Raw genomic sequence first — 15,233 nt, 5'->3', positions numbered from 1 at the left:
AAGTCTTAATATAATTTCATCTGGAAATATGATTTCGGAGAATTTATTTTAGAAAAACCCTACTTTACTTTTTTCATAAAATTAACAACTACCGAATCTGGCATTAATTTTTTAGAAGCATAGAAGCGGGAGTTCATTGTTTTAAATTGATTGAATCTTGCATTGAGCTTTTGTAGTTGTGCATCATCATTGTAGACACCTTCTTCTAAATTTTTGGTAATAAAAAGCTGTCCGTCATGAAGATAATAATTTTTAAAAACAAAATCGATCAGAAGGTTTTTACTTTGCATCATAGGAATCCCGGAAGTTAAAGTTTCCGAACCCACAGAAAGTCCTCTTCCCAACCATGCAACCGTAGAAGGTGTATGTAAGCTGTAATTATTTCTGTAATAAGATAGCAACGAAGGCGCAAGATCAAAATGGCTAACGATTTTATTAAATTTTGTTGGCGTTTTGATTAATGGCGAATAAACCATCATCGGCACATGAAATCTATCAATTTTAGATTGCAGAATAACCTCCGGCATACTGTGGTCACCGGTGATTACAAAAATTGTATTGCCAAAATCCGGACGTTTGCTGTAATTTTCGAAGAATTTCTTTAGAGCATCATCAGCATTCAGAACAGAAATTAATTCTTTCTTATGTATTGTTGCCCACTTTTTTTGCTCAGGATTCAAAATATCAGATTGCAGCCTTTTGCTGTACATTTTTTCGTAATAATCATTATTATTTATCAAGAAAGGATTGTGAGTTGATAAGGTCAAAATCATGTTAAAATAAGGTCGATCGCTTGGAGTTTGTACTTCTAGCATCTTACTAAATACAGCCTGATCTTCGTATCCCCAACTATCTCCATTTTTAGAAGGAAGCTTACGGTATGGTTTGCTGAATAATTCTTCATCTACAATATGATCTACCTTGCTGTACGTCAAAAACTCACGATAACGGTCAAACTGTATATGGCCACCATAATAGAAACCGGTTTCAAAACCATTTGCTTTAAGGACATTATATAAATTAAAATTGTGCGGAGTTTTTTCGAGTTCTAAAAATCCATTCTTACCAAAAGGAAGAGAACCTGTCAATGAAGGCAATGCTCCAAATGTTCTACCTGCCGAACTTAAGCTGTTTTCCCAATAGAGACTTTTATTTGATAATGAATTCAGGAAAGGAGTAAAGTTACCGACATATCCTTTCGGAGAAGAATACGCATGCCCAAAGCCTTCCATAACAATAAAAACCAAGTTAGGTGCTTTTTCAGATTTGTTAAGATATTGACCTAAAAAGTCGGGCGTAGTTTCTTTTCTCCAAAAAGGAAAATTCTCATTCAGCATTTCAGAATTCCTTTGAAACTTGTCACTTCCACCCCAAAGTTTAACGATTTCAGGATGATCGCTGATGAAATTATCTTCATTTGAATTAAAAAAATAGACCCACTTGCTTTTTGCGGCGTCTTTATTAAATTCGTTGGTATTGTTCAAAACAATTGTGTCTAAAACAAAAGAAGGGACAAAGAAAGCCAGTAACCCGATGATCAATAATGTCAGACCCATGTAAATTGATTTTAATGCTCGTTTCCCCATCACCCACAAGGGGACAAGTACCACTACAATCAAAATGCCCATTAAGGCAAAATTTTTGTAATTAAGCATTCCGCTTGCCCGTAAAATCTGTTTTATTTCTGCTTTTGTGTAATAGAAAACGTCTGCTCCGAGGAGATTATGGGTTTCAGAAAAATAAAGAAACAAAATGTATTGCGTAACAGCTACCGTAAGAAAAACTCCAATAGTGAGTGTTTTTGCCCAGCTTTTTTTAATGAACGATAAAATTAAATAAATAATACCCATTAAGGCTATCAGCTTTAAGGCAAATAGAATATTTTCAAACAAAAGGTTGCCAATTATTTGTGATGTGTCTATTGAGGGAAATGAATACCAATACCAAAGCGATTCTGCGGCAATTCCTACTAAAAAAAGAATCATGAATACGACCGCAAGAATTCCCCATTGCTTAAGTCCAGTTTTTAGGATAACTAAAATTCTTTCTTTTAAAGGTAAATTTTTTGTGCTTTGATTAAAGCCCTGTCTCGTCATTTCTCCCCAACCGTGAGAGTTTCTAAAATAATCGATAAATCCGTTAACCCCAGCTTTTACAACAATAGGATGAAAATAAAACGGTTCGGAAAAAGAAGTTGCAATAAGCGAAAAAAAGTCTTTTCTCTTGGTATACACCTGATAACTCACAAGATCAACCAATACTGCGTAGATAGAATACAAAAATCCCATTGAAATTACCAACGCAAACAGAACTGTGAAAAAGGGCCAACTGATAATGCCCAGTAATAGAAAAATAATAAAAATAATATATCCCGAAAATTCTACCAATGGACCCAGAAGCTCGAAAAAGAACCAATATGGAAGACTGATCATTCCCAGTTTTCCGTATTTTGGGTTAAACATCATCTTTCTGTGCTTCCAAAGTGTTTCTATGGTGCCGCGCATCCATCTGTTTCTCTGTTTTTTGAGGATGTCTTTTGTTTCCGGAGCTTCTGTCCAGCATAAAGGGTCAGGAATGGTAAGTACTTCATAGGGTTCATTTCTTTCTTCCATATACTTTCGCATACGTACGACCAACTCCATGTCTTCTCCTACAGTATTCTTATCATACCCACCACAGGCCAGTACAATTTTTCTGTCAAAAACTCCAAATGCTCCTGAGATTAAAATCAACCCCGATGCTCGTGACCAAGCCATTCTTCCGAGCACGAAAGCTCTTATATATTCTAATGCCTGAGTTCTTCCCAGCAGTGTTCTTGGCATATTGACACTGATTACTTTACCATTTTCAATAACGCAGTTGTTCGCCAGACGAATCACTCCGCCACATGCGATAAACTTTTTATCTTTTTGTTCCAAAAATGGCTTGGCTAGTTTAAGAATAGCATCCTGTTCCAAAATACAATCTACATCTATGCAGACAAGATATTGGCCGGAAGAAATATTAACACCAACATTGAGTGCATCTGCTTTACCACCATTTTCTTTATCTACAACAATGAGCTTTTTAAATGCAGGATTTTTACTTTTATAGACACCTCTCACTTTGTTGGTCTCTATTTTACCTTGTATGAAATAAGCAATAGATTCAAGATCATAAGCTTCAATCAGTTTTTGTATAGAATCATCTTTACTGCCATCATTTACAATAATAATTTCCAGATTGTGATAGTAAAGAGATAGAAGAGAACGCACATTTTCTACAATGGTCATTCCTTCGTTGTAAGCCGGAGCGATAATACTAAAAGTAGGAGCGTTGGGATTCGCTGCTATGATGCTATAATCTGTAAAAGTATTTTCTTTTTTATATCTTAATACAGCTCCCAATGCATAGATTCCTATCCATCCGTAAATAATTGCCACAGCTAAACCATAAATGAGAAACACCCATATAACGACTTCGTAAATGATATGCGAGAATTCTATCATATTTTTTCCTGCAATGCGTGTTTAATTATTTTTATTAATTCTTTTGAGGAAGATTCATCCTGAGAAAGCAGTTCTAAAAATTCCTGTTGTCCCAACGAAAAAAGTACTTCAGCAGCATAAACTTTTACAGCAGATTCAGTGCTGTTGAGCAGCTGATTTTTAAGAAAATTTAGAGAGCTTTTATCTCCTGAACTTTTAATTGCTTTAAGAATTTCGAACTGAACTTCGATAGGTTGATCGGGATAGGCTTCAATAAGATACGTAATCGTTGAGGCATTCTCTAGAGATAGTAAAGTTTGTACTGCCTGTACTCTTACTTCTGTGGAAGAATGCACCGTAAGTTCGGCAACCATAGAGTAAACCGAAAGAATCTGGAATTTCCTGATTAATTTAAGCGTAAAAATAGTCACAGAATCGTTTGAACTTTGTAGCCAGCCATTTATTAAACCATCAGAATTTTCTGAAATGTGAGTGATAGAACTCAGCAGACGCAACTGCTGCCACTCTGAAATTACAGACTGTATAGTATCTAGATAATGTAGTCCTTCAAAACCGTTAAAATTTACCAAAGCATATTGAGCTTCCTGATAAACCTGTGGCGAAGCATGGGTAAGAAATTTGGAGATTTCCGGCAGGCTTTCTTCCACGTTCATAGCGGTAAGTTCCTGTATTCCGCCTGCAATAAGATGGCTTTTCTTTTGGCTTAATTTTTTTAAGGCATCATCCTGAAGTTTATATTCTTCAAAAAGATGTTTTATCTTGCCTTTGGCAGCTCCGGAAAATTTCTTTTCAGAATCGACCAGTTTTTGCAAAAAAAGATTCCTAAAGAGTGGATCTTTGTTTGCTTCTATAAAATCATGATCGGTCAACGCTTCATCTTCCTCATAAACGATCACTTTTGTGATTTTTTTATTGATTATTTCAGACCATCCCGAAATGCGGACTGAAAATCGGTACTGATAAATACTGTAAATGATGACTATAATAATCATTACAAGTACCAGTGACAGCATTCCCAGAAAAACCAGAAAAATAAAATGTACAGAATCTAGCATCTTTACTCTTTATCTTGTAGAAAATCTTTTTATTCTTAACATCAATTCATTAGGACTGAAAGGCTTTACAATAAAATCGGCTGCACCTAAATCGAAAGCATTTAATACAACCTCTTCCTGACCCATACTTGAAAGAATGATTACAGGTATTCTTTTTTCCATCGATTGTATAGCAGATAAAATTTCAATTCCTGATGCGAAAGGCATCATAATATCTGTAATCGCAAGATCTACATGTTTGTTTTTCAAGGTTTCAATAGCTTCTTTGCCATTACGGCTTAAAATTACCTCGTGTCCTTCCTTTAGTAATTTATGTTCTATCGTTTTTAAAATAAGTTCGTCGTCTTCAGCAATTAGAATTACCATAATCTTATTATTTATACTAAATCTTTTATCAATTGTAATCCTACTGTTATTTCATGTGCTATTTCTTGCTCCATAGCAGAATAATCCATGTTTTCTTCAATGCGTTTCTCCCAACTGGAAGTTTCTTCTGTAAGCATGATTAAGCCAGCAGTTCCGGCAGTTCCTCTCAGCTTGTGAAGAATTTTCTTTAGCTCTTCGGTATTTTTTTCTTTTACAGCTGATTTTATATTTTCTCTAGCTTGATGAAGCTCCTGAATCAGTAAGTTTAAAAATATTACTTTAAAATCATCATCGTCACCCATCTGTTCGCTCAGAAGATTCATATCCAAAGAACCTTCAGGATGTGGTAGGATTTCAGACAATTCCTGAACACCAGTGCCAATATATTTTGTCAGCATTTCTAAAAGATCGTTTTGTCTAAGAGGTTTTGGCAGGAAATCATCCATTCCCGAACTCAGACATTTTTCTTTTTCACCTACAACATTTCCTGCGGTAATGCCAATAATCGGAACGGCAGAATATTCCGGCAACAGACGAATCTTTTTTGTAGCTTCAATCCCGTCCATTACCGGCATTTGCACATCCATTAAAACAATATCAAAAAACTGTTCACGGCATTGTTCTAAAGCCTGTAACCCATCCGTTGCTTCTGTTACTTTTGCATCCTGAATCAGCAATTTCATCATTCTGTTATTCAAAACCATGTTAACAGGATTATCATCAACAAGCAAAACGTTGGGAGAAGTCATTAGTGGAAAGTCTTCTTTCTGCACCGGTTTAGCGGCAGCCAATTCTTTTTCTGAACTTTTAACTGCACGTCGTAACGTCTTGTATAATTCCTCAGATTTAATCGGTTTTAGCAGAAAATAGGAGCTTTCTTCTTTCCTGAATGAATTAATAACATCATGTTCTTCAGAAGATGTATGAAGAATAACGAAAGGCGATGCCTCATTTTGTTCACTAAATAGCTGCTTTATTTTTTCAATTGTTTCTAGACCTGATATAATCGGCATGTGGTAATCTACCAGAATAATATCAAAACGCTCGCCGGCTAAAAGCATCTGAAGAGCTTCCATTCCGTTGGCTGCCAGTCTAGAATCTATATTCTTGTAAGCAAGCATGTGCTGAAGAATAACCCTGTTTGCTTCGTTATCGTCAACAATTAGAACCTTGTTAATTTTCAGTATTTCATCTTCGCTTTGGTCAGAAATTTCAAAAGGAATCTCAATATCAAAATAGAAAACAGAACCTTTCTCAGGTTCACTTACCAAAGTAAGATTACTTCCCATATATTTCAAAATGTTATTTGAAATGGTAAGCCCGAGCCCTGTTCCACCATATCGCTTGCTGATAGAACTGTTTTCCTGAGTGAAAGCATTAAAGATATGCTGCTGTTTTTCTATAGGAATACCAATTCCTGTATCTCTTACTGAGAATCTCAATTTTATATTTTTATCGTCTTTATTTAGTTTTTTAACTTTAAGCTCAATCTCACCTTGTTCTGTAAATTTTACAGCGTTCCCAAGAAGGTTGATCAAAATCTGCTTCAATCGTGTTTCATCAAGCCAGATTGTTTTAGGTAACCCAGGTTCAATATTTAAAAGAAGTTCGATGTTTTTTTTCTGAGACTGATAAAGAACTGCATTGATTACCTGGCTCACCATGTCATAAACATTGGCTTTTTCTATCAAAAGCTCCATTTTTCCTGATTCAATTTTAGAGAAATCAAGGATGTCATTAATAATAGCTAGAAGGTTTTCACCCGACTCATTAATGTAATTGAGATACTGTGTTTGTATCCCATTTAACGGAGTTTGAAGCAGAAGATCAGAAAACCCAATGACACCGTTCAGCGGAGTTCGTATCTCATGACTCATATTGGCTAAAAATTCAGACTTGGTTTTGTTGGCAATATCTGCCATCTGTTTTGCATTTTTAAGCTCTTCATTAATTTTTTCCGACTCCGTAATATTTTGTGCAGAAACAATAACTCCCCCCACCACATTATCTGATATATACCAGGGGCTTACCACAATATTATAATGTTGTATTCCTTCTTTATGAGGAACTTCTAAAGCCATGTTCCTATTTATGTAAGTTTTACCTCCGAGTGCATCTCTATATATTTTCTTTCTTTCATCGGGTACATTAGGCGAAACGATAAACATATTTTTTCCGATAAGTTCTGTATCATGCATCTGAAACTCATTTTTCCAACTGCTGCTTACTGAAAGATAGTTGAGGTCATTATCCAACATTGCTACTGCAGTAGGAACGTATGTTATAAATGACTGTAGCATGGCTTCCTTCGTAGCCAGTTCGACATATATATTTTTGAAGGTATCAATATCCTGAATAATCCCAAATACTCTTGTACAAACCTCATCCTCAAATTCAGGTATTCCCTTCACCCTTACCCATATCATCACTCCATCATTACGCATGAGCTGTAATTCTTCATCATATGGTATCCCTTTTTGTACAGCTGTTTCAAATAATGATTTTACTTTTTTTCTGCTTTCTGTACTGTAAAACCCTAATGCATTTTCAAAATCAGGTTGAAATGTTTTGTCTACTTTATGAATTTCTTTAGTAGATTGTGACCAAAAAACAGTATTGGCCTTAAGATTGACCTCCCAACCTCCTACTTGAGCTACAGCACTCGTCTGCTCTAGCATCTTTTTAGTGTACAGCAAATCTTTTTCAAGAGACATCCTTTCCGTTACATTCAAAGCGGTACTTACCACATATGGCATTCCTTCTTTATCAGTTTCTACAAGATTATGATACATCCAAACCATTTCTTCTCCTTCCTTAGATTTTAGGATCATGGTTCCGAGATCTTCCTGATTAGTGTTTATTCTTTCGAGATATTCTGCAAGTAAAGGCCAGTTTTTTTCAGGAATGAGATCTTTTAAATTCAATTTTCTTACTTCTTCTGCCGAATATTGAAGTATTTTTCTTCCTTTTTCATTAACTGAAAGTATATTTCCCTGCATATCATGCATACTCATTAATCCGATTGCGTTTTCAAAAAAACTTCTGAAGCGGCGCTCTGAACTTTCAAGTTTTTGCCTTTCTTTGATCTGTTGGGTAATATTGATACCGAAACAGAAAATCTCAGAGTTGTTTTGGTTCTGCTTTAAAAACCACTCTACTATAATCGCTGTGCCATCACTGATTTTCGTGGAAGTAGAAAATGTAGCTTCCTCATGAATATTACGAAGATTTTTTATGAGTAGTTGCAATTCACTATTATCTTCGCCCAATATCCTTAAAAAATTCTGATCATTGGTATTTATTTTAAACTTAAAAATTTTCTTGAAAGCAGGGTTAGCATCCTTAAGCATAAAATTATTATCCAGGACACAAATTAAATTATTGGAAATATTGAAAGTCTTCTGAAAATATTCAGCTTGAATATTGTTCCTTTTTGCGGTCAGTATATTTGTAACTGCACTTCCTATTTTTTGAAGAGCGGTTACCTGTTTTTCTGTTAATGTTTTAGGCTTAAAGTCAATCACGCACAGAGTTCCTAATGCAAATCCTTCGTCATCTAAAAGAGGGATTCCTGCATAAAAGCGAATTCCACCTTCTAATATCAGAGGATTGTCAGATGATCTTTCATCTAATAATGTATCATTGATGATGACAACCTCGCCACTTGCAATGGAATATTGGCATAAAGTGCTTTTTCTGTCTACAGAATCAAATGCAAGGCCTATACAACTTTGGATAACCTGCGTATCGCTTTCCATAATACCAATAAGAGAGGCCGGGCAATCGGCAATAAGGCACGCTGTTTCTGCGAAAATATCTAGCTGCGGATCTTTCTCCAACTGTAAAAGATCAAAAAACTTGAGTTTATTAATTCGTCCATATTCATTATCCGGAACAGGGTATTTATCCATATAGCAGCATCTTCTTTTAGAAATGATATTAGTTTTTTTCGGGCTTAAAAATTTAATTATTTTAACTAATAATCGATTATGTAAATAAAATCCTAAATTACAAATTATTTTACACTTAACTGTAAATCTTTATTTCCAGTAGTATAAAAAGTCTTGAGTTGCTATCTTTGTTAGGCCAGAATTCTTATACTATTCTATCTTTTAGATTATAATCTTCGGGAATTTAATCAGCTTTTATAAATCGTTCAGCTCATCCAATTCTTCCTTTTAAATCTTCATTATCAACAAGACGGTTAACCTATTCCTTTTGGTTCAAACGAAACAAAGCCATCATTAAAGGTATTGGAACATATTTAAGTTGTTTTCATTAGAGAGAATTAATTATTTTGAAATTTGTAAAATTTGCCGTAAATCTTTTAGCAAATCTTTCGACATTTCTTCAGTTATGGATAAAAGACAAGCGCAGCCATCTAAAGACCTACTATTACAATGCAGATTGTTTTTCATCTTTAAAACTAAATTTCGATACAGTTTACAATATTATCAACTAAAAGAAATTATTTCATGAAAATTAGTTTTGTAATTCTTGTTTAATTTTGCTCAATCGAACCGAATCATCGATAAAAGTGTTTGAAGATACGCTCGTCTTGGTCGAAAGACAGGATTATTATTTTAATATTTCAGAAATTCTTTCCAAATCTTCCACCAAATGTTTCGATATTTCTTCGGTGCTGGGTACACAAGCCAGATGGCACCAATTGAAGACAATTGGTGCTATTTTTTATGGTATTTATATTCAATAACGAAAGTTCCAGAAATTTGCTAAAACGTGAAGCAAGTTAAAAAAATCTACTCCTACCAAATCATCTTTGATGCAGGTTTAACCCAAATCATTCTTTTATTGATATAATCTTTGGCTACTATTAATTAACTTTTCTCATGCGAGATTAATTTTAAGTCAGTTAAATAACTTTATCATTTGAAAATTTAATTTAAAGTTTTGCTAAAAGATGTCCGAAGTAATCTTTCTTTGTCATAAGATAAGGAGCATTAACAGGATTTGATTCTATTTCCAAAGGAATTCTTTTGTTTAGCAAAATTCCACTATTATGAAAAGCTTTTAGTTTTTCAGGATTATTGGTCAATAAATTAACTTTAGTGACTTCAAGAATTTTCAGCATCTCAATGGCTACATTAAAATTTCTTCCGTCTGCCGGCAAGCCTAATCTCAAATTAGCCTCTACCGTATCGAAACCTTGTTCCTGAAGAGCGTAAGCCTTTAGCTTATTAATAATTCCTATATTTCTGCCTTCCTGCCTCAGATAAATAATAATTCCACCATTTTCCGACATAAATTTCATTGCGGCATCCAGTTGTTGTCCGCATTCACATTTCTTGGAATGAAAAACTTCTCCAGTAATACACTCCGAATGAAAGCGTACATTCACAACTTCATTAAAATTTGTTTTTTCAGAAACCCATACCAAATGCGGACTCCAATCATTTTTATTTTCAGAAAATGCATAGACGGTGAACATTCCAAAATCGGTTGGTATATTAGATTGAGCTTGTATTTTGAACATTAGTTATATTTTAAATCATTATTATAGTGCAAATTTATACTTTATTTATTTAATTAATAAAATTAATTACTAAATTCGTTAATAAATAAAATCAATAATGGAACAAGAAAATATAACCACAGAAGATAAAATATTTGAATTGTATGGCGATTACATTTTAAATCACGGCGAGAGACCAAAAAATATTTATCGTTTCGCAAAGGAAAATGATTTCGAAGAAAAAGACTTCTACACTTGCTTTTCAAGCTTTGAACAGGTCGAAAAATCAATATTGGCCAATCTTTTCGATAAGTCTGTAGAACTGGCCTCGGAAGTTAACAGTTCTGATAAAATCAATTCGAAAGAAAAGCTTTTAAATGTATATTTTATATTTTTTGAAAATATGACAATGAACCGTTCTTTGGTTCTCATGATTCTTGGGAATGGCAAATTACATTCAGCAAAAATTTTAAATCAGCTAAAGGAAACGCATCGACAATTCATTAAAACTCTTGATTTTAATGATTGGGAAATGATTCAAAAGGCGAAAGATGATGTGAAAAATTTTCACGAAAAAGCACGTGAAGAAGCACTTTGGATACATTTGGTTTCTGCGATTGATTTCTGGAAAAAAGATACTTCGACAGCTTTCGAAAAAACAGATATTTTCATTGAAAAAACCATTGATACCGGATTTGAGTTGATGGATAATGAACCATTGAGAAAAATAATCGATCTGGGGAAGTTTTTATTTAAAGAAAAAATTAAAAAGAACTAGATGAAAACACTCAATAAAATACCAACAGGAAAGTTGGAAAGAACAAGCAGTTTGCTGAAAGCAGGCGCAAAAGTGGGCATTAATTACATCAAATATTACGGAAATAAAATTACAAAAGATAAAGATGAGGACGAAGCAAAAAAAACTTTAAACGAAGACAACGCAACCGATATTTACGACTCTTTGAAAGAACTGAAAGGTTCTGCGTTGAAAGTCGCGCAGATGTTGAGTATGGAGAAAAACATTTTGCCACAGGCTTATGTAGAGAAATTTTCTTTGTCGCAATTTTCGGTTCCGCCGCTTTCCGGAGCTTTGGTAAAGAAGACTTTCAGAAAATATTTTGGAAAAAATCCCGAAGATCTCTTTGATGAATTCACAAATGAATCGGTCAACGCAGCGAGTATTGGCCAGGTTCATAAAGCGAAGAAAGACGGTCAGAATTTCGCGGTTAAAATTCAATACCCAGGTGTGAGGGAAAGCATTTCAAGCGATTTGAAAATGGTAAAACCAATTGCAATAAAGATGTTCAACATCAAAAAAGAAGGTTCAGAATCCTACTTTCAGGAAGTGGAAAACAAGTTGTTTGAGGAAACAGACTATAACCTGGAACTCAAAAGAAGTCAGGAAATTTCTGAAAAATGCGCGCATCTTCCGAATCTTCAGTTCCCCAAATATTATCCTGAATTCTCTTGTGAAAGAATCATCACAATGGATTGGATGAACGGAAAACATTTTTCAGAATTCTCAAAATTGGACAATTCTCGGGAAGATTTGAATAAAATCGGACAAACACTTTGGGATTTCTATATGTATCAAATGCATATTTTGAGGCAGGTTCATGCCGATCCGCATCCTGGAAATTTTCTGGTTTCGGAAGATAAGAATTTACTAGTAATTGACTTTGGCTGCATTAAAGAAATTCCCAATGACTTTTATAAACCTTATTTTGAATTAGCAAAACGAGAGAATCTAAATAATCCTGAATTCTATAAAGAAAAATTATACGAGCTTGAAATATTAAGCGATAATGATTCTGCAATAGAACAGGAGTTTTTCACCAAATTATTCTACGAATTGCTGGAATTGTTTACAAGACCCTTCAACGAAGAGATTTTTGATTTTTCGGATAAATCCTTCTTTCAGGAAATTGCAGACCTTGGTCAGAAATACGCAAAAATCAACGATCTGAAAGGGATGAATACCAACAGAGGCTCAAAGCATTTTATTTATATGAATCGAACTTTTTTCGGGCTTTATAATATGATGCACGATCTGAAAGCGAACAATATCAATATTGATCAATACAAAAATTTCATCCAATAAATGCCTGCTAACTTACCTTCAAAGATTTGTGAAGTTTGCGGGCTTCCCTTCAACTGGCGGAAATAGTGGAAGAAAAATTGGGACGATGTAAAATATTGCAGTGAAAAATGCCGGAAAAACAAAAAACCAACATCTTCTGTTGCAGAAACGAAGAATTTAAAAGAATGACAAAAGAATTTAATTTAATACATACAGACCGTATCATCGAGATGGCGTGGGAAGACAGAACGCCCTTTGAAGCTATAAAATTTCAGTTTGGAATTTCCGAATCTGATGTAATTGAAGTGATGAGAAGAGAATTGAAACCGTCAAGTTTTCGGTTATGGAGAAAGAGAGTGAATTCAGGAGTGAGCCAGAAACATGCGATAAAAAGAAATCCTGAAATTAATAGGTTTAAATGTACGAGGCAACGGGCAATCAGCCATAATAAAATTTCTAAACGCTAAATTGTAATAAAATGAAAAACATAGTCATCATCGGTTGTGGACAAGGAATTGGATTTGCTGCTGCAAAAATATTGTCGGAGAATTGCAACGTCATTGGCATTTCTAAAACTCAAAATCCTGAAGTTGAAAATTTAAATATTAAGTTTCATCCAATGGATATTCTTTCTGGAAATCTGGATGAAATTAATTTTCCGGATATAGTTGATGGGTTGGTTTATGCACCGGGAAGCATTAATTTGAAACCTTTCAACCGACTTTCTGTGGATGATTTTAAAAATGATTTTGAAATCAATGTTTTGGGTGCTGTAAAAATTATTCAGAAACTGTTGCCGAATCTTAAAAAGTCGGAAAGTGCATCGGTTGTGCTTTTCAGTTCGGTGGCGGCCAAACTTGGAATGCCTTTTCACGCTTCGATTGCTGCAAGTAAAAATGCAGTGGAAGGTCTTGCGAAAAGTCTGGCTGCAGAATTTTCAGCACAGAAAATCAGGGTGAATGCGATTGCACCTTCTTTAACGGATACGAATTTAGCATCACAACTTTTAGCAACGCCTGAGAAGAGAGAAGCTTCTGCGAAAAGGCATCCTTTGCACAGAGTAGGAACAGCTGAAGAAATCGCGGAAATGACAGCTTTTCTTATCTCGGATAAATCATCGTGGATTACAGGACAAATATTTGGAATTGACGGCGGAATGGGAAGTGTTAAATTGTAAAAATATTTAGATTAAATTTGCGCTATGAATACTGACTTTTTCATTGATTTACTTCATCAGGTCAAAGAATTTGAAAATTCTGAAATTTATAAACCTCACTCGACGGTCGAGGATTTCCGCATTTGGCTGAATGATAAAAAATACAAAGAAGAGAGTCCGACAAAGCTTTTTAAAAATGAACAGCATCAGGTTTCATTCACAGAGAACGAAATCTGTAAACAGGTTTTGCTTTTGGGACGATATTCTAAACAGCTCATCCGAAAAGGATTGAATGACTTCCCTGAACTTGCCAATGAAGAATTTACCTACCTCTATCGGCTGAAAGATGAACCAAATCTGACTAAAATTCAATTAATTGAAAGAAACGGACACGAAAAACAGACCGGAACACAGATCATCAAACGCCTTCTGGAATATGGATTAATCGAAGAAAAGAATGACAGTGAGGATAAAAGAAGCAAACGCCTCAACATTACAGAAAAGGGGGAAGATTACTTTCACCGTTCCGTTGAAAAAGTGAATACGACATCAAGAATTCTTGCAGGAAAACTTGAAAAAAAAGAAAAAACCGAACTTCTAGAGTTACTCAGAAAACTAAATGATTTTCATTCGCACATCTATTCGGAATATAAGAACTTAAATATTGATAAAATTCTGGAATTATCTGATTCTTAATAAAAACCAATTGTTACTTAATTTGGCTCAAAAAAACTGAATTAGTCAATACTTAATCTGACAGTTATAATCAAATTGAATAACTTTAAAACAGATTAAGTATAATGACAACACATCAAAAGATTATCAAAAAACAAGTTAAGTGTACTCGAATTAGCACAACATTTAGGAAACGTATCCAAAGCCTGCAAAATGATGAGGTATCCCGGATGGATCTGTATAATTAACGGGATCGTTCCAGGTATAAGCATAAGGCGACATCGTGATTTCTACCAATGGATCTACCGACAGCCAGAAACTTCTCTGCGGATCCTATACCGGCCTACATAATAGTACAGCCCGGTTTGAGAATCAAATTCTTACCGTTGATTTGTACGAGTTAATATAATTTTTATTGGTAAGCTCCAGTAAAAACACACCACATTATTGCCACATTATCTCTATAGTATACCAGTTTACAGATATTAAAAAGCTATTTTTTTCATCCGTTATAAAATATTCCATTCCGTAACATTCTTCAATCAATTTAGAGAAATATTTCCCATCTTTTAATACAAATATTTGATTTTTATTATAATAATCTTGTTCAAAAAAAATATAGACAGTTCCTGAAAGATATTTTTCAGAAAATACAAATTCATATTCATCCGTAGGCAATTTTTTTGAAATCTCACTACCTATAGATAAATGATCCGTAATTTTAAACGGTTTAAATTTATCAAATGTGTTTTTGATAAATCTCTCTGCTATTTCCCCTCCAATAACTGAATGCATCAAAAATAATTTCTTTGCTACAGTTTTTAACTCCTCTATTTTATGTAAAAAAACATGATTTTCCATTTACATCTTTAACTTCATTGATTTTAAAATAAATAATCGCTTGCATTTTTTTATTTGACACATCAAAAAATATAGTTAT

12 protein-coding genes and 1 pseudogene are annotated in these 15,233 nt (G+C 34.2%); 6 read left to right on the top strand and 7 right to left on the bottom strand.

Translation table 11 applies throughout. The features are described from left to right. Positions 1-59: 59 nt before the first annotated feature. The 5 genes from BLR30_RS12825 to ribA form a co-directional block, all read right to left on the bottom strand. On the bottom strand, positions 60-3,488 hold the full coding sequence (locus BLR30_RS12825; RefSeq protein ID WP_089859471.1) for a sulfatase-like hydrolase/transferase: 3,429 nt from the start codon (positions 3,486-3,488) through the stop codon (positions 60-62). Further along, positions 3,485-4,543, bottom strand: a complete 1,059-nt coding sequence (locus BLR30_RS12820; protein ID WP_089859469.1) for a HEAT repeat domain-containing protein — start codon at positions 4,541-4,543, stop codon at positions 3,485-3,487. Before BLR30_RS12820 ends, BLR30_RS12825 begins: the two co-directional genes overlap by 4 nt. 9 nt (positions 4,544-4,552) lie before the next feature. After that, positions 4,553-4,909: a response regulator transcription factor gene (locus tag BLR30_RS12815; protein ID WP_089859466.1), complete on the bottom strand. Its 357-nt coding sequence runs from the start codon at positions 4,907-4,909 to the stop codon at positions 4,553-4,555. 11 nt (positions 4,910-4,920) lie between these two features. Continuing rightward, positions 4,921-8,820 carry a response regulator gene (locus BLR30_RS12810; RefSeq protein WP_089859463.1) on the bottom strand — a complete coding sequence of 1,300 codons (3,900 nt, stop codon included), beginning with the start codon at positions 8,818-8,820 and terminating at the stop codon, positions 4,921-4,923. 992 nt (positions 8,821-9,812) lie between these two features. After that, positions 9,813-10,403, bottom strand: a complete 591-nt coding sequence (gene ribA, locus BLR30_RS12805; RefSeq protein ID WP_089859460.1) for a GTP cyclohydrolase II — start codon at positions 10,401-10,403, stop codon at positions 9,813-9,815. Between the two features lie 97 nt (positions 10,404-10,500). On the opposite strand from ribA, the gene BLR30_RS12800 reads away from it, so the two are divergent. The 6 genes and pseudogenes from BLR30_RS12800 (at position 10,501) to BLR30_RS12775 (ending at position 14,314) form a co-directional block, all read left to right on the top strand. After that, positions 10,501-11,160, top strand: a complete 660-nt coding sequence (locus tag BLR30_RS12800) for a hypothetical protein (protein WP_089859457.1) — start codon at positions 10,501-10,503, stop codon at positions 11,158-11,160. Further along, on the top strand, positions 11,161-12,483 hold the full coding sequence (locus tag BLR30_RS12795; RefSeq protein WP_089859454.1) for an ABC1 kinase family protein: 1,323 nt from the start codon (positions 11,161-11,163) through the stop codon (positions 12,481-12,483). Further along, positions 12,484-12,651 (top strand): annotated as a pseudogene (locus BLR30_RS12790) (DUF2256 domain-containing protein). After that, positions 12,648-12,929, top strand: coding sequence for a TIGR03643 family protein (locus BLR30_RS12785; RefSeq protein ID WP_089859452.1), 282 nt, complete (start codon positions 12,648-12,650; stop codon positions 12,927-12,929). The pseudogene BLR30_RS12790 and the gene BLR30_RS12785 overlap by 4 nt, the downstream one beginning before the upstream one ends. Positions 12,930-12,940: 11 nt before the next feature. Beyond that, positions 12,941-13,639, top strand: coding sequence for an SDR family NAD(P)-dependent oxidoreductase (locus BLR30_RS12780; RefSeq protein WP_089859449.1), 699 nt, complete (start codon positions 12,941-12,943; stop codon positions 13,637-13,639). 24 nt (positions 13,640-13,663) lie between these two features. Beyond that, a complete protein-coding gene (locus BLR30_RS12775; protein WP_089859446.1) occupies positions 13,664-14,314 on the top strand; it encodes a MarR family winged helix-turn-helix transcriptional regulator in 651 nt (216 codons plus the stop codon). Between the two features lie 165 nt (positions 14,315-14,479). Here BLR30_RS12775 and BLR30_RS18040 read toward each other — a convergent pair whose 3' ends face one another. Both BLR30_RS18040 and BLR30_RS12770 read right to left on the bottom strand, forming a co-directional pair. Continuing rightward, entirely contained in the window at positions 14,480-14,575 is a 96-nt protein-coding gene (locus BLR30_RS18040) for an RHS repeat-associated core domain-containing protein (protein ID WP_317041395.1), read from the bottom strand. A 162-nt stretch (positions 14,576-14,737) separates the two neighbouring features. Continuing rightward, positions 14,738-15,154 (bottom strand): hypothetical protein, encoded by a 417-nt coding sequence (locus BLR30_RS12770; RefSeq protein ID WP_089859443.1) that lies wholly within the window; start codon positions 15,152-15,154, stop codon positions 14,738-14,740. Positions 15,155-15,233 lie beyond the last annotated feature (79 nt).

Origin of the sequence: Chryseobacterium taeanense, from assembly GCF_900099685.1 — a bacterium.
GTDB classification, from domain to species: Bacteria; Bacteroidota; Bacteroidia; order Flavobacteriales; family Weeksellaceae; genus Chryseobacterium; species Chryseobacterium taeanense.
This window is presented reverse-complemented; position numbering and strand designations above follow the sequence as displayed.